The sequence below is a fragment of the Congzhengia sp. genome (assembly GCF_037235575.1).
GTDB classification, from domain to species: domain Bacteria; phylum Bacillota; class Clostridia; order UBA1381; family UBA9506; genus Congzhengia; species Congzhengia minquanensis.
This window is the reverse complement of the sequence record NZ_JAXUNN010000030.1, coordinates 1-15,082: the sequence shown is the minus strand read 5'-3', so window position 1 is coordinate 15,082 and position 15,082 is coordinate 1. Positions and strand designations below refer to the sequence as shown.

The following is a 15,082-nucleotide window of genomic DNA, read 5'->3' as shown; positions in this document are numbered from 1 at the left end:
AATCTTATTTATTGTGCAAGTTGTATATTGATTTTTAGCATATCCTGTGCTAAAATTAAAACATGGATATGCTTTATGTGTGTATCTTGTGTGTGTAGAAATGCCGCAGTGATTTTACTTCGCTGCGGCATTTCGTGTTTTGTGCACTGAAAAAAAGAATGTTTAGCACGGTAGATGGGAAAATTCAGCTTTCGTGCGAGATAAACCAGCAGGCAAAGCACCTGCTGGTTTTATTTATATAAAAATTTATTTGTACGTTGGATAGAAGTTGCTAATATTAGCACTAATTTCAGTCGTCTACTTCCGACCAAAGCCCTGACAAAAATTCTTCCGGAATTTTATGCAAACGGGTAACGGTTTTTTGGGTTTCGGCCAAATAATAGTTTCCATCGCATTCAAACAAGTCGGGATAGCTCATGCCCTCTTTTTTATCTTCGCTGAACAAAACGATTTCGGGCTTCGACCATTTGATGGTTTTACCATTTTCAGAATCGCACTCCACACCTCCGCAGAGCCATGCCGGATTTCTGCCGCCCCATTCCTCTCCGTTGGTGTTGTGAAACCAGTAAAGATATTTTCCATTTTTACACTTCCAAACAAAATTTGCCGCTCTGGGGTGCTTCATCTCGGTGCCATCGGCAAAGCATTGATAGCGCAACGCATCAAAGGTGCGTCCTCCATTTTGGCTTCTCGTGTAACCGGGCTTTCCGTCTATGGTGCGGAACACGTCGTAAATGGTGCCGTCAGACAGAGGAACAAAACAGTGTTCTTCGGAAATCCTTGTGCCGGCAGGGCTTTGAATGCCCTTGGTTCCCTCCGGCAATGTTTCCCACCGAATTTTTTCCGGGTCCTTTTCCGTCAGCAAATTGTTGCTTTTTAACAGAACGCCCTCTGTTCGATAGAGAACATCGCCGTTTTGATACATAATTTTGTTCATGGGATGATAAAAAGCGTCGCCCAATGCAAAAGGGTTGCTCACGTTCCAAAAGCAACGCCTTGTTTTGCCTCGCACTTTGATGGGATTTGCAAAGTCAATGTCAAAGTCGCGCATGGGAATTTCGAACCGTTTTTTGCTCCAGGTTTGACCGTTGTCGTCGCTGTATTTAAAACAAAAAATACCAAAGCCCATGTCGAACCGCTGTGCGCGGGAAACCGTGCCATCGGCTTCTTCAATTTCATCATCTGTGTTCAGTCCATCTACGTTGAAGTCATAAAAGCAATAAATTCTGCCGAAGTCTGTTTTAAACAGGCTGGAGTAGGAGCTCTCGAAAGGGGAATCGTCAATTCTTTTAAGCTCAGACCAGGTTTTTCCTAAGTCGCGGCTGAGCGCAATGCCCACAAAGGTATTTTTCGTGCCTTCTGCGCCTTCACCGGTGGTGATGGTGTAAACCCATGTGCCATTGTCCGCCTCGATTAGCTTGGGCTGGTCGGCATATCCAATGGAGGGCAAAACCAAACCATTTTTAATGTTTTTAAAATCGTCCATCGTTTTATTCACTCCTTATTGTTTTTGTTCTGCCATGTTCAGTGCGGCTTTTGCACCTTCCGAAACAAAAACTGTGTCCATTCCCAGCGCCAGAAACGTAAATCCCGAGGACACCGCCTCGGAAACATTTTCCTGCGTGGGCGTTACAATGTGCTGCCCTGCGGCCTTTTTATAGCGCTTGCAGGCGGTGAGCACTGTCTGCATGGCGTCTTTCACCGTTTTGTGTCCGGTCTGACCGGGAATTCCGTAAGAGCCGGATAGGTCGTAAGGACCAATAAACACGCCGTCTACGCCGTCTACCGACAAAATTTCATCTATGTTTTCTACTGCGGCCTTTGTTTCAATCATCACAATCACCACGGTTTCACAGTTGGCACGCTTTACATAGTCATTAAAGCTGTCGCCCCAGTCGTTCGCCCGAACAAAGGCAAATCCGCGAACGCCCTCCGGCGGATATTTGCACGCGGCAACGGCTTTTTTTGCTTCCTCTGCGGAATTTACCATGGGAACAATAATGCCTTTTGCTCCGCAGTCTAAATATTTTCGGATTTCGACCGTATTGTTTTCGCTTGCCCGAACCATTGGAAAAACGCCGTAATTTTCCATAGACCTGGCGATGTTGGTAAACTCCTTTAAAGAGGTTTCCGTGTGCTCCATGTCCACTGCCAGCCACCGAAAGCCTGCGTTTGCAAGAATTTCAGCCGCCGCCGGACTGCCCGTTTGAATCCAGCTCCCGTAAAGGGGGGTTAATGCCAATAAATCCTTTCTCATTCATACCTGTCCTTTCATTTTCCGTCTTGGTTGGAATTATAACGGAAAAGCACTGGCTTGTCAATGAATTCGGCCTGAATTTATTACTAATATTTTAATGAATATTAGCGGCGGATTTACAGGAATTATGAGGAAAGGTAATTGACAATATTGCTAATAACGCATATAATTACACCCAAGGGGTGTAGAAAATGAAAAAAGCTACGATGCAGGATGTTGCAAAACTTGCGGGTGTGTCGCAGTCCACGGTTTCGTTTGTTTTCAGCGGAGCCGATATGCGCATTTCAGAAAGCACAAAGCAAAAAGTGTTTGAGGCTGCCAGTGAGCTTGGGTTTGTCCCCAGGGGCAAGCTGAAAAACTATCATAAAGTGTCAGACAGCGTATTGGCGCTCTTAGTGCCCAATATGTCGAACTTATATTATCCGGCGCTGGCAAAGGAAGTTGACGAGATTGCCGCCGCCAAGGGCTATGGCTTAATTGTGATTAATACCAACCGCAGCGAAACGAAAGAAGCACGGTATTTTAAGCTTTTAATCAGCCTGAAAGTGGCGGGTATTCTCTATGGGTTTACGCCCGCCGCAGGAGAGATGGAAACGGCCCGGCGGCTGGGTTTGCCGGTGGCCATTGTGGGCGAAACAGAGCCGGGCACCGCGGCCGACTGCGTCAGCTTAAACAGCGGCCTGGCGGGGGAGCTTCTGGCAGAGCATCTGCTTCATTTCGGGCACAAAAAGATTGCGGTTATCACTGCACCGAAACATTCTATTACCCTGTCGCGCAAACGGAGGATTGACGGAATGAAGCGCGTGCTGAGCGGCCGTGCGGAACTGATTGTTATTTCCGGCGACACAGAACAGGAGATGGAGCACGCAAACTATGAAATTGAGTTGGGATATCAAAAAACGAAAGAACTGTTTGAAATAGGCGGCCGCAGGCCTACGGCGGTGGTTGGCATCAACGACATGACGGCAATCGGTATTTTAAAAGCCCTGCAGGAGCTTGGGCTTAAGGTGCCGGAAGACGTTTCCTGCGCGGGATTTGACAATCTGCCGGTTTCGGAGTTTGTTTCTCCGGCTCTGACTTCGGTAGACCATCTGACGGCCCAGCGGACGCGCCAGGCCATTGACTTGATTGACGATAAAATAAACAAGCGGAACAAGTATCCCGTGACGGTGGACTTTCAGCCGCGGCTTGTGGTGCGGAGTTCCACGCAGAAAGCAAAAATTTAGGAATTGAGGGTTTTTTATGAGCGACTTAAAACAGAACGCGCCGGAAATTGACGCATTGCGCCAGGGCATGGACTGGGACGAAACAGATATTTTACGAAAACAAATTTTAATCGATTCCACCTTCGGAGACAGCCATCCCGGAAGCGCACATTTAGACCGGCTGGTGCAAATGGCGGCAGACGGTGTGAAATACAGCGGGGCAAAGCCGTCGGTCTTCACGGTGACCGACATGTGCGACGGCATTGCTCAGGGGCACGACGGCATGAACTATTCTTTGGTTTCAAGAGACATCATTGCCGGCATGGTAGAAATTCACGCAATGGCCAACGATTTTGACGGGCTGGTGGCCATTTCCAGCTGCGACAAGAGCGTGCCTGCGCACTTAATGGCCATTGCGCGGCTGAACCTGCCTTCGGTGTTTGTTCCCGGCGGCGTTATGCCGGCGGCGGCAGGCGGTTTTACACTGGAGCAAATTGGAAATGTCAGCGTGAAATGCCGCCGGGGCGACATGACGGAAGAGGCGTTTCACAAGTGCCAGCAAGACGCATGCCCCTCCTGCGGGGCGTGCCAGTTTATGGGCACCGCGGCCACCATGCAGGTTTTAAGCGAGGCGCTGGGGCTTGCGCTGCCCCATTCCGCGCTGATGCCTGTTGGGCTTAAGTTTATTCAAAACGCCGCAAAAGCGGCGGGGCGCGCCTGTGTGCGTTTGGTGGAACAAAACATACGCGCACGGGACATTTTAACCGAAAAGGCAATGAAAAACGCCATCGTCATTCATGGCACCATCGGCGGCAGCACAAACGCGCTTCTGCATTTGCCTGCCATTGCCCATGAATTGGGAATTGATTTGGATATGCGTCTGTTTGACGAGCTGCACCGAAAAACGCCGTTTTTGGTGAACACCCGTCCGGTTGGCGAGTTTAGCACCGAAATGTTCTGGTATGCCGGCGGTGTGCCGCGGGTAATGCTTGCGGTGAAGGATTTGCTGGAGCTTGACGCATTAACGGTAACGGGCAAAACGCTGGGCGAAAACCTGGCGGAGATTGAGGGCGAGCTTGTCCGCTGGGAGGGGTATCTTGCCAACTACGGACTAAAGCGGGAGGATGTTATCAAAAAACTTTCCGACACCGGCGCAATTGCCGTGCTTTACGGGAATTTGGCGGAAGACGGGGCAGTGCTGAAATATACGGCGCTGCCGAAAGAGATGCAGGTGTTCTGCGGCCCTGCCAGGGTGTTTGACGACGAGCTTTCAGCAAGAAACGCCATTATCGAAAAGAGAATTAACCCCGGGGACTGCATTGTCATTCGCTACGCTGGGCCAAAGGGAAGCGGCATGCCGGAAATGTTTTACACCACCGAGGCACTGTGTGCAGACGAAACCCTTGTTTCCACCACGGCGATTATTACAGACGGCCGGTTTTCCGGCGCAAGCCGGGGGCCGTGTATCGGGCACATTTCGCCGGAGGCCGCCCAGGGCGGCAATCTTGCGCTGATAAAAGACGGCGACATGATTTCTATTGACGTTCCCAACCGACGGATTGAAGCAATCGGCGTGGATTTTGAAAGCCGGAGGAAAGGGTTTTCCTATACGCCGCCAAAGGAGAGCGGCATTTTAGGGATTTATAAAAAGAATGCGGTTTCGGCAATGAAAGGCGGTTACATGGATGTATAATGTGTTAATTACCAGCGAATATTTCGGAAAGTTTTCCGGCGAGGCAAAACAGCTGTTGCTTGCAAACGGATTTTCGGTGACAGACAACCCCTATGGGCACAAGTTTTTAACGCCGGAAGAGATCATTCCTTATGCAAAACACGCAGACGCGCTGATCTGCGATTTAGAAAAGATTACGAAAGAGGTCATTGACAGCGCGCCGAACTTAAAAATTATCTCCCGGCGGGGCGTGGGCACAGACAGTGTGGACGTAGCCTATGCAGAAAAAAAGAACATTGCGGTAGCACGAACGCTGGGCGTGGTGGAGCCGCCGGTGGCGGAGCTGGTTATGGCGTATATCTTAGAATTTTCACGCAGGATAAGCGTTTTAAACCAAAGCATGCACGCAGGGCGCTGGGAGCGGTGTCAATGCTACAGCGTGAACGGAAAAACCTTAGGAATTGTTGGTATGGGCAAAATCGCATATGAAGTTGCAAGGCGCGCCCACAGCTTCGGTATGCATATTTTATACACGGATACGGTGCGCAATGATCGGGCGGAAGCGGAGTTTGGAGCACAGCAAAAACCGGTCTGCGAGCTGTTAGAAGAGTCCGATTTCGTGACGCTGCACCTGCCGCTGACTGAGAATACCGCAAATTACATGGATTATGGCAAGCTGTGCAAAATGAAACAAAGCGCCTATTTGATTAACGCGGCCCGGGGCGGCGTGGTAAATTGCGCCGATTTAAAGCGCGCTTTATGTGAAAACAAACTTTCGGGCGCGGCAATTGACGTTTTTGAAAAAGAACCGGAGACAAACAGCAGCTTTCGCGGCATGGAAAACGTAATTTTAACGCCCCATGTGGGAACGTTTACAGAAGAAATTTTTGTCAAAATGGACGTTGCGGCGGCGGAAAACATTATTTCTTTCTTTCAAAAATAAAGAGCAGACCCGCTGTTTGGTTACAGCGGGTCGGTTAATTTCTCTAAGTTTCCGGGAGAATATCCTTCAAAGTTTTTAAACGTTCTGATGAAATTGGAGTAGTTGTGAAAGCCGGAAAGAAAACAGGCTTCTTTCACCGAAGCGCCCATATACAAATATTTTTTTGCTTCTGCAATTTTTCTCACAATCAAATAGTTTTCCGGTGTGAGGCCAAACTCCTCTTTAAACAGCTTGCTGAAATAGCTTTCGTTCACAAACAGCGTTTCTGCAATTTCAGAAATTTTTATGTCTTGAAACTGATCTTCAATTAACACCAGGGCCTTCTCCGCAATGGAGTCAGGAGGGCTGCCCGCGGGAGAAGCCGTCCGGCCGGGAAGGAAAAATCCGCCGATAAAGGCCAAAATTTCAATTAAGGCGGCATACCGCTTTAATTCATGGGACTCCTGCAGGTGATATTGTTTGATCAGGTTCATAAATTCTTCGTGTTCCTGTTCGTTCAGGTTTGCCTTTTTGGGAAAAGGCGAGCCCGCAAGCCAGCTCAATGGCCGGTTCATGTGGGGTGCGGCGTTAATTGCGTCGATAATTTTTGTGTCGATATTGATAATACACCGTTCATAAACCGCGCCGCGGCTGACAATTACCTTGTGAACGCATGCCTGGGGAATGGCAAACAGGTCGAAGCCCGTGCAGTCGTAAAACCGCTTGTCTGCAAAAAATCCCTTTGCGCCGTCGATGTTATAATAAATTTCATATTGGCTGTGCAGATGCGGAACGTCCACATGGGGACGTTCATTTTTATTGTGATACACAATTACAGGCGAGGGCGCGTCCCTGTAAAGCGAAATTTTTTCCTCCATTATCCATACACCACTTTCCCGCCGACTATGGTTTTCATTATGTGAATGTCTTTGTTAAAAATGACAATGTCTGCGTCGAACCCTTCTTTTATCTGTCCCTTTCCTGCAAGGCTTAAAATGTCCGCCGGCGTTTGAGATGCCATTTGAACAGCTTTAGAAAGCGGAATTTCAGCGAGCTGCACCATTGTTTTCACCAGCCTGTCGCAGGTGGCCACGCTTCCCGCAAAGGCGGTTCTGTCAGGCAGTTTTGCCACGCCGTCTTCCACAATTACAGGCAGACCGTCGGAAATGCAGCCCAAAACGCTTTTGCCCTCCGGCATACCTGCGCCGCGCATGGAATCGGTAATCAGTGCAATTTTTTCGGGACCCTTAATTTTATAAACGAGCTTTAACAGCTCCGGCGGCAGATGCGCACCGTCTGCTATGAGTTCAACCGTCATAAAATCGTTTAAGAATGCCGCTTCTACAACGCCGCCGTGACGGTAGCCGTTTGTTCTGTGAACGCTGCTCATGCAGGAATACAGGTGGGTCACGTGGCGAAACCCCCAGCCGTAAGCTTCAAGGGCACAATTACAGTCGGCGTCGCTGTGCCCGGTGCAGGGAAGAATGTGAAAGTCCTTAAGCCGTGCGGCAAAGGCTTTGGCTCCGGGCAGCTCTGGCGCGGCGCTCCACCTTAAAATGCGTCCGTCAGAGCCGGCTAAAATTGCTTCGTACTCGTTTTTGTCAAAGGGTTTTATAAACCGTTCCTCCTGGGCGCCTTTCTGCGTCACTGCAAAATAAGGCCCTTCTAAGTGCAGGCCCAAAAGATTGGCCCCGTTTTGGTTTTGGATTTTTGCCTCGTCAAACACCGCCATTGCCGCTTCTATTTTTTCAGTGCTGACAGAGGTCAGCGTCGGCACAATGCTGGTTGCGCCGTGCTCTGCATGTACCCTGGCCGCGGTGAGGAAGGCGTTTGCCGTGCCGTCTAAAAAGTCGCTGCCGCCTGCGCCGTGGGTGTGAATGTCGATAAATCCGGGCGCGGCAAACAGGTTTTTTGCGTCAACCGTTTTTTCTGCCGGAAGGTCTTTTGGCGTGATGGCGCAAATCTTGCCGCCCTCAAAATAAATATTGGCGCGGACGGATTCGCCGCCGGTTACCACAGTTCCGTTTTTAATCGCTATCATGACCGCTTTGCCCCTTACACTTCGGGAATGGTGACTGCTGTTTCCCTGTTTTCTTCAAACGCCCGTTTGGTTGCCCCAATTAAGATTACCGGGGCAATAAATTCACGAAAATCGGCAACTCCGCGCCCTGTTTTAATCATTTGATAAAAATCGTTCAGTTCAGGAAGAAAATAGTCGTCGCCCAAATGAATGTTACAGCTTACTGCGTCATAACCGCTCTTATAGACGCTTGCCGTGTAGCCTGTGCCGAAAAAGGCGGTGACGCAAAAGTCTTCATAGCGGTAAACGGCGCGGACGGAGTTGTTTTCCCTTTTAGCCGTGACGCTTTTTACGTCAATGCCGAACACCGCCGTAATCATTTGCACTAGATGCTGGGAATAGAACCAGAACCCACCGTAATCGTTTTCTAAATTTACCGGTGCGGTGACGTGGCCGCCCAAAACGTCGGCCCGGTTTTCTTTTACATATGCACAGAGCCGTTTGATTTCGTCGGTGTGCACCAAAGAGGAACCGCCGCAAATGGGTGCGCGGTGTTTTTTTGCCAGGGCAGCAAGGGCCGCCGCGTCGGCTTCGTTTGCCGTAATGGGCTTGTCAATCCACACCGGAATTCCCTTTTCTATGTATTTATATGCATATTTCAAATGGTTATCTCCGTGGCGGGCTGTCACCATAACGGCGTCGGCTTCGCTGAGAAAATCGTCGTAATGGCCTGCAAATTGCGGACAGCTGCTTACCTTTGCAATTTCTTCATTTCCCTTCCGCCCATCCTCCCGGGAAATGTCGCCGTAAACGCCGATAAGCTCTATGTCTTGATACAGCCTGCTTCCGTCTTTGCCGGACAGCGCCGCGGCAAAGTGCCAGGCGTGGCTATTTTCGCTTCCTAAAATCGCAACCTTCGTCATGTTTTGTTCCTCCGTTTAAAAGCGGGTTTCCGCCGGGTTTTGTGCGTGAATCAGCTCTGCTATGCGGATTTGCTGAAGAATTTTTTCCGGGCGAATGGCCAGGGGCGTACCCAAGGTGAAATGGCTGTGGACGTTTTCATAAAATTTAGCGGTGCCAAAATCGAAAGCGGTACCGCCGACCTCTTCTTCAAATTCGTGCCAGGTAAGAGATTCGCTGCAATATGCAGGAGATATGCCGTCGCCTCCCGTGAGCGGGGTTAAGGTTAAAGGCGGAAGGGGCGCGGGGTCAAAATATTTCCACTTTATGTTTTTCTGCGTTGCCCGCAGGCTTCCGCGGCTGCCGCAAACTTTATATGTAAAATCGGAATAGGCGTCTGCCGGGTTTATTTCCACCTCAATAAGCGGCCTGCCGGGGCAGGTAAGAATTACCTTTGCATAATCCTCCGCGTCGCCGGCAGAGTTTATGTTTTTCAGGCAGGAAAACACAGCGGGCATCTCGTCGGTGTCCAGCAAATCCAGCGCCTGGTCCATGGGGTGCGGCCCGGTGTTGAGCAGTGCGCCGCCGTAGAAACGCTGGGAACACTGCCAATCCCACCGGCGGGAAAAGCCGGAAAAGGAGATTGCAATTTCGTGAATGGTGCCAAGCCTGCCGCCGGCAATAATTTCTTTCACCCTTTCATAATAGGGTGCGAACCGCGACTGCTGAAACACCGTAAGAAAAACGCCTTTTTCTTTTGCCGCTTTTATCATTTGTTCACATTCCATGGCATATTTGGAAAATGGTTTTTCCACAATTACATTCAATTTGTGGCGGAGCAAATCCATGGTAATGGGAAAGTGCAGGTAAGAAAAGGTCGAGTTAATGACAACGTCGATGTTATTTAAGTCAAACAGCTGACGGTAATCCTCAAACACCGGGCAGCCGAACTCCTCTTTTGCACGGTTTCTGCGCGCTTCGTTTTGCTCGACCACTGCAACTACATTATAAAGTTTTTTTGCATCTTCTGTCAACAGGTATTTTCCGTGTATATCGCGGCCGCTTCTGCCCTGGCCGATGATTGCGGCGCTGAGTTTTCGTTCCATGTTACAAGACCTCCCTTTTTGCCTGCCTGATTATATTTTTTAAATTTACAATGCATTCCTCGCTGGCGGCTTCGCCGCCAGACGAAATTTGGCTGCCCTTTGGATTTCTTAAAGCCCCGTCAGATATGGCGCCGCTTTTGCGGTAGTGGGTTTCCAGCACCACGGCACCGGAAAAGTTGGATTGAAGAAGTTCTTTTATAATAGCAGAATAGTCCACCAATCCGTCGCCCACTGCAACGCCGACAGCTTTTCCGCCAGTTTTCATTGCGTCTTTTACATGAACGTGGCAAAAACTGTTTTCCACAAACCGAAACCCATCGGGATATGGAATTTCGGCGGTGGGGCTGTAAATGTCGTTCCCCGGCTCATACAAGGATTTCACTGCCGGGCTGTTTATATAATTTACAATGGCCGCCGTTTTTTCACAGTCGCAGGAATTTGTGGAGGGTTCCGATTCGATTAAAATGGTGAGCCCTTCCCTTTCGCACAAATCAATTGGCTCTTGAAATGCTTCCTTAACCATTTCCTTTGTTACCCGTTCGTCCCGCAGAAAGTCAAAACAGCGGATATAGGAAACACCGAGAAGCTTTGCATGCCGAACGGTTCGCGCAAATCCTGCCAGGTGGGCAGCCTTTGTCTGCTCGTCAAAATAGGAACATTTGTAAAAGGGCGACGAAACAGCAGCAATGGGCATGTGATATTGTTCTTTTAATGCCTTTATTTTTAAAATGTCGTCGTCTGTAAATTCAAAAGGCCCTTTTTCCCAGGCAGACCGCAGTTCAACACAGTCAAGCCCGTGCCGTTCGGCAAATTGCAGGGCAATTTCAAAATCTTGCGACACCTCGTCTGTGATAACACCTAATTGAAACATGTTAAATCCCTCCTAATTTAAAGCAAATCCTGTCCGCTTTCCCCATCACAGTATAAAACGGCGTTTTGGCAGCGCCTTAAAACAGATGCAGGGCAGTCAACCGAAATTTCGCCGTTTACCGCCGTGTTTACCGCCGCCCGCTTGGTTTTTGAGGGCACGGTGCAAAACAAATAAGGCGCGGCAGTTAAAGCCGGCACCGTTAGAGTGACGGCGGTTTTCGGAACCTGGCCGAGGGAGGCAAAACATCCGTCGTGCACCTGCTGTCTGCGGCAAATTTCGTCTAAGGGCACGGTTTTTACCAGGGAGCTATCTTCAAAATCTGCCACCCAGGGGTCGTTAAACGCAATGTGGCCGTTTTCGCCGATGCCAAGGCATACAATGTCGGCGGGATAGCTTTTTAAAAGCGTTTCATAGCGCCGGCACTCTGCCGCGTGGTCTTTTGCGTCGCCGTGAATCAGGTTTGCCGAATGAAGGTTTACCTTGTCAAACAGCGCGTTGTTTAAAAATTTCGCAAAGCTTTGCGGGTGGTTTTGGGACAGGCCGATATATTCGTCCATATGAAAGGCGTTCACCCTGTTCCAGGCAATCTCCCGGTTTGCGGCAAGGCCGGAAAGCACCTCGTTCTGTGAGGGCGCGGCTGCAAAAATCATGTTAACTTCTTTTTTTTCCTTTAACAGGAGCAAAATTCTTTCGGCAATATCCTCTGCGGCTTTCGCCCCCATTTCAGCTCTTGTGGAAAAGACATAATACAACAAGCGTTCTTTTTTCGATTGTTTTAAAAGCATAAAATTCCTCCCTTTTTCGTTACGCATATTATATCCGACAAACGCTTTGCATGTCAACAAAACACAGAACAATCCCAAGGAAACGCAATATAAAAAAGAGCTTTATGCCCTTAAGTTTGCGCAAAAGCAATTGACATTTTCGTAATTCCGTTATATCATAGAAAGAAATGGATATGCTGTTTATTATGGAGGGATTTTATTGCTTACAAGGGAACTGTTGTTTGCCCTTTTGGGAACGGGTTTTACATGCCTTGCCACCGTTTTGGGCGCGGGCATGGTGTTTTTCTTTAAAAAGGATATGTCGGATAAAACGCAGAAAATTTTTTTGGGTTTTGCCGCCGGGGTGATGATTGCCGCGTCTGTCTGGTCTTTGCTGCTTCCTGCCATGGAGATGGCGGAAACCCAGGGAAAAAGCCCGCTGGTTCCCGTAGGCGGTGGGTTTATTTTGGGCGGTGCGTTTTTAATGCTGCTAGACCAGCTTTTGCCCCATTTGCACATCGGCAGCACAGAGCCGGAGGGTCTTCCTTCAAAACTGCGCCGCACAACCATGATTGTTTTGGCCGTGACGCTGCATAATATTCCCGAGGGCATGGCGGTGGGCCTTGCGTTTTCTGTGGCTGGCAGGGAGGTCGGCCACGACGTGCTGGCCGGCGCAATTGCCCTTGCCATTGGCATGGGCCTGCAAAACTTTCCCGAGGGGGCGGCCATCTCTCTGCCGCTGCGGTCGGAGGGCATGAGCAAGGGAAAATCCTTTGTCTACGGTGCGCTGTCGGGTGTGGTTGAGCCGGTTTTCGGCCTGCTTACCGTGCTTGTGGCCGGAAGCGTTACAGGCATTATGCCGTGGGTGCTTTCCTTTGCGGCAGGAGCCATGATTTATGTGGTTGTGGAGGAATTAATTCCTGAGGCACATTTGGGGGAACATTCCCACATTGGCACCATCAGCGTAATGGCGGGATTTTTAATCATGATGATTTTAGACGTTGCTCTGGGCTGAGGCATGGGAGAATTGCGGCTGATAAAGGGAACGGGTGAATTATCGGTATGGTTTAAAAAAGCATGCCCCGCAAAGGTGCGCGGGGCATGCTTATTTTTTATCTTTCTCGTATTTTTGAACCATTTCTTTTATGCTGTAAATTTCATTTGCGGTAAGCTGCGGTTTGGCGCCGTTCCCCGTTTCAGCCATAGAAAAACTCTGCGGCGTTAGCGAATGTGTTGTTTCTGCAGAATAATTCGCAGGTTCTGTGCGGCCTGTCAGCAAATAATCTGCCGTAACTTGAAAAAATTTGCACATTTCCCGCATTTTTTCAATGCCCGGCTTGCATCTGCCCTCTAACCAGTTGGTAATGGTGCTGGGGGAAACGCCCAACTGCCTTGCCAATTTTGCCTTTGAAATTCCATGAACTTTCATGATGTTACATAAATTTTGTGAAAAATCCACAATTATCACACTCCAATTTTATGAAATAATAATTCAATATTTTGGAACATACATCTTGACAACTCCAATAAATTGAAATATAATATAACTGTAAACAAGATAAAACAAAAATCGACATCTCGTTGCTTTTCAATGTTTTTATACCGTTAACTATAACATAAAAAGCAGGTTTTGTCAATATTTGCCGCAAAAAAGAAAAAATACAGTTCACATTATGTAATTTGTTGGAGGGAGGATTTTTATTATGACAAATAAAGAAATTTCAATTTTTTGCAATAATGTTAAAATATTGAGAAAGAGAAACGGCCTTAACAGGGAGGAGATGGCACACATTTGCGGAATATCTGTGCCGGAATTAATACAGATTGAGCAGGGCAGCCTGCCGAAGAGCATCACGGTGGATATAGCAATTCGGCTTTTCCGCCATTTTGACATATCCCCGGAAAATCTATTTCGCCCGCTTTAAAACTGTTTTGCGGGCATTGATAAGCATAAAAAAGTTTATATTTTTTTAATTGTTTGATGTCATAATTCTTGACTTTTTTTGTTTTTTTGTTATAATGAAAGTAAAGAAGGTTGAGGTGATGGCATGTCTCAAATTCGTTTGTTAAAAGAACCGGGTTATATTTATGACCTGCTTTTTATATTTTATCTTAGATTTAATAAACAATATTATATTAATACGTTTGAGAATAGTGAGAAACAGGCTGATAATATTAAATATTTTAACGGCTTGCTGGACATTTTTCCTGACATTCCGGAAGATTTATATGTTTTTTTTCATGCCATTGAAAACGGACGCTGTTTTTTTGCAACACAATATTTTAATCCATATAAAGAACAGTTCACGACAACCTATAACTTTAAACTGATTCAGAAAGAACTGGCAGACAGTGACCAGCTGCTTCGCGCTCTGATTCGATTTTATTTTTACGAAATTTCCGACGAGAAGATTGATGCGTGCATGAACTCTACGTTGGAACTATTTTCGCTGATAAAAACATCGCACTATTCCACTGAGGTAAAAAGTAAGCTGTATGAATTTTTTATTCATCCGGAACCATATATTCGAACGCTGCACTTTGAGCTGATTGCAAAAGAATTTATGCTTTCTCAATATTATGAAAAGAATTATCAGAAAATCCTCGATGTTTATAACCAGACGACATTTGAAATTTTAAGCAAGCATATTAGAGGAATAATGGATTTAAGTTTTATTAAAAAAAACAATTTAAATTTATATGTATCCTATTGTCTTGTAAATAAGTATAGCATTAATTTTTTTGGTGTGCAGGAAGGCGCTGTTTATCTTCTTGGATATGACTATCTTTCAATTTTAGATTTTGTAAAAAACAAAAAGGATTTAAGTCTATTGGATTTCGGCAATGCGCTGTGTGAAGAAAGCCGGGTAAAAATTATGGAGCTGTTGTTAGAACGAAACGAAGTTACCTGTAAAGACCTGGAAAAGATTTTTAGCTTTTCCGGCTCTACGGCCTATCATCACATTACCATGCTGACGAGAATTGGGCTTGTAAAAACGCGGAACGAGGGAAAAACCATTCTTTACAGCCTAAACAGAAAGTACTTTAGCGCCATCATCGGCGTTTTAAGTAAATATTCAGAAAGATGACACGAAAGGGGGAATGACATCATGAATAAAACCTGGAAAAAGCCTGTTTGCTCCACCGTAAAGGCGGATCAATTATCAGCTTACATTAAAGCGGCGGCCCGTTCTGGCTGTACTATTTCGGTTATCCGCTAAATAACTAAGCATAAATCCCAGCAAGTGAAAAGCTTTGCCGGGATTTATTTTTTTATAAAAAAATCGGAACGGAGCAAAGTCCGTTCCGATGTGGCACCCCGCACCGTGAATTATCCGAAACCTGCGAGGAGGCAGTTTCAAAGT

15 protein-coding genes are annotated in these 15,082 nt (G+C 47.4%); 6 read left to right on the top strand and 9 right to left on the bottom strand.

The genetic code is table 11. The annotated features are described in order from the left end of the window. Positions 1-289 precede the first annotated feature (289 nt). Together WIG73_RS06105 and WIG73_RS06100 are read right to left on the bottom strand one after the other, a co-directional pair. Positions 290-1,486 (bottom strand): hypothetical protein, encoded by a 1,197-nt coding sequence (locus WIG73_RS06105; RefSeq protein ID WP_337399718.1) that lies wholly within the window; start codon positions 1,484-1,486, stop codon positions 290-292. 15 nt (positions 1,487-1,501) lie between these two features. Continuing rightward, on the bottom strand, positions 1,502-2,257 hold the full coding sequence (locus WIG73_RS06100) for an aldolase/citrate lyase family protein (RefSeq protein ID WP_337399717.1): 756 nt from the start codon (positions 2,255-2,257) through the stop codon (positions 1,502-1,504). A gap of 191 nt (positions 2,258-2,448) precedes the next feature. Here WIG73_RS06100 and WIG73_RS06095 point away from each other — a divergent pair, with 191 nt between their 5' ends. Genes WIG73_RS06095 through WIG73_RS06085 form a run of 3 tightly spaced genes read left to right on the top strand, consistent with a single transcriptional unit; the run spans position 2,449 to position 6,077 of the window. After that, the gene (locus WIG73_RS06095) at positions 2,449-3,483 is read left to right on the top strand and encodes a LacI family DNA-binding transcriptional regulator (protein WP_337399716.1); all 1,035 of its coding nucleotides are present in this window, start codon (positions 2,449-2,451) and stop codon (positions 3,481-3,483) included. 16 nt (positions 3,484-3,499) lie between these two features. Beyond that, complete coding sequence (gene ilvD, locus WIG73_RS06090) at positions 3,500-5,155, top strand: dihydroxy-acid dehydratase (RefSeq protein ID WP_337399715.1); 1,656 nt, start codon at positions 3,500-3,502, stop codon at positions 5,153-5,155. Further along, positions 5,148-6,077 (top strand): phosphoglycerate dehydrogenase, encoded by a 930-nt coding sequence (locus WIG73_RS06085; RefSeq protein WP_337399714.1) that lies wholly within the window; start codon positions 5,148-5,150, stop codon positions 6,075-6,077. Before ilvD ends, WIG73_RS06085 begins: the two co-directional genes overlap by 8 nt. A gap of 20 nt (positions 6,078-6,097) precedes the next feature. On the opposite strand, the gene WIG73_RS06080 is transcribed toward WIG73_RS06085, so the two are convergent. The 6 genes from WIG73_RS06080 to WIG73_RS06055 are packed head-to-tail and all read right to left on the bottom strand — an operon-like array spanning position 6,098 to position 11,738. Then, the gene (locus tag WIG73_RS06080) at positions 6,098-6,934 is read right to left on the bottom strand and encodes an AraC family transcriptional regulator (protein WP_337399713.1); all 837 of its coding nucleotides are present in this window, start codon (positions 6,932-6,934) and stop codon (positions 6,098-6,100) included. Beyond that, the gene (nagA, locus tag WIG73_RS06075; protein WP_337399712.1) at positions 6,934-8,097 is read right to left on the bottom strand and encodes an N-acetylglucosamine-6-phosphate deacetylase; all 1,164 of its coding nucleotides are present in this window, start codon (positions 8,095-8,097) and stop codon (positions 6,934-6,936) included. The genes WIG73_RS06080 and nagA overlap by 1 nt, the downstream gene beginning before the upstream one ends. A 14-nt stretch (positions 8,098-8,111) precedes the next feature. Next, entirely contained in the window at positions 8,112-8,999 is an 888-nt protein-coding gene (locus tag WIG73_RS06070) for a Gfo/Idh/MocA family oxidoreductase (protein WP_337399711.1), read from the bottom strand. A 15-nt stretch (positions 9,000-9,014) separates the two neighbouring features. Next, a complete protein-coding gene (locus WIG73_RS06065) occupies positions 9,015-10,082 on the bottom strand; it encodes a Gfo/Idh/MocA family oxidoreductase (protein WP_337399710.1) in 1,068 nt (355 codons plus the stop codon). 1 nt (position 10,083) lies between these two features. After that, entirely contained in the window at positions 10,084-10,953 is an 870-nt protein-coding gene (locus WIG73_RS06060; RefSeq protein ID WP_337399709.1) for a sugar phosphate isomerase/epimerase family protein, read from the bottom strand. 17 nt (positions 10,954-10,970) lie between these two features. Next, positions 10,971-11,738 (bottom strand): glucosamine-6-phosphate deaminase, encoded by a 768-nt coding sequence (locus WIG73_RS06055; RefSeq protein WP_337399708.1) that lies wholly within the window; start codon positions 11,736-11,738, stop codon positions 10,971-10,973. A 193-nt stretch (positions 11,739-11,931) separates the two neighbouring features. Between WIG73_RS06055 and WIG73_RS06050 the strand changes: the two genes are divergently transcribed. Beyond that, entirely contained in the window at positions 11,932-12,732 is an 801-nt protein-coding gene (locus tag WIG73_RS06050; protein WP_337399880.1) for a ZIP family metal transporter, read from the top strand. A 90-nt stretch (positions 12,733-12,822) separates the two neighbouring features. Here WIG73_RS06050 and WIG73_RS06045 read toward each other — a convergent pair whose 3' ends face one another. Next, positions 12,823-13,176 (bottom strand): helix-turn-helix transcriptional regulator, encoded by a 354-nt coding sequence (locus tag WIG73_RS06045; RefSeq protein ID WP_337399707.1) that lies wholly within the window; start codon positions 13,174-13,176, stop codon positions 12,823-12,825. A 244-nt stretch (positions 13,177-13,420) separates the two neighbouring features. Between WIG73_RS06045 and WIG73_RS06040 the strand changes: the two genes are divergently transcribed. Continuing rightward, positions 13,421-13,642, top strand: coding sequence for a helix-turn-helix transcriptional regulator (locus WIG73_RS06040; protein ID WP_249313581.1), 222 nt, complete (start codon positions 13,421-13,423; stop codon positions 13,640-13,642). A 123-nt stretch (positions 13,643-13,765) separates the two neighbouring features. Then, positions 13,766-14,806: a helix-turn-helix domain-containing protein gene (locus tag WIG73_RS06035; RefSeq protein ID WP_337399706.1), complete on the top strand. Its 1,041-nt coding sequence runs from the start codon at positions 13,766-13,768 to the stop codon at positions 14,804-14,806. Positions 14,807-15,082 lie beyond the last annotated feature (276 nt).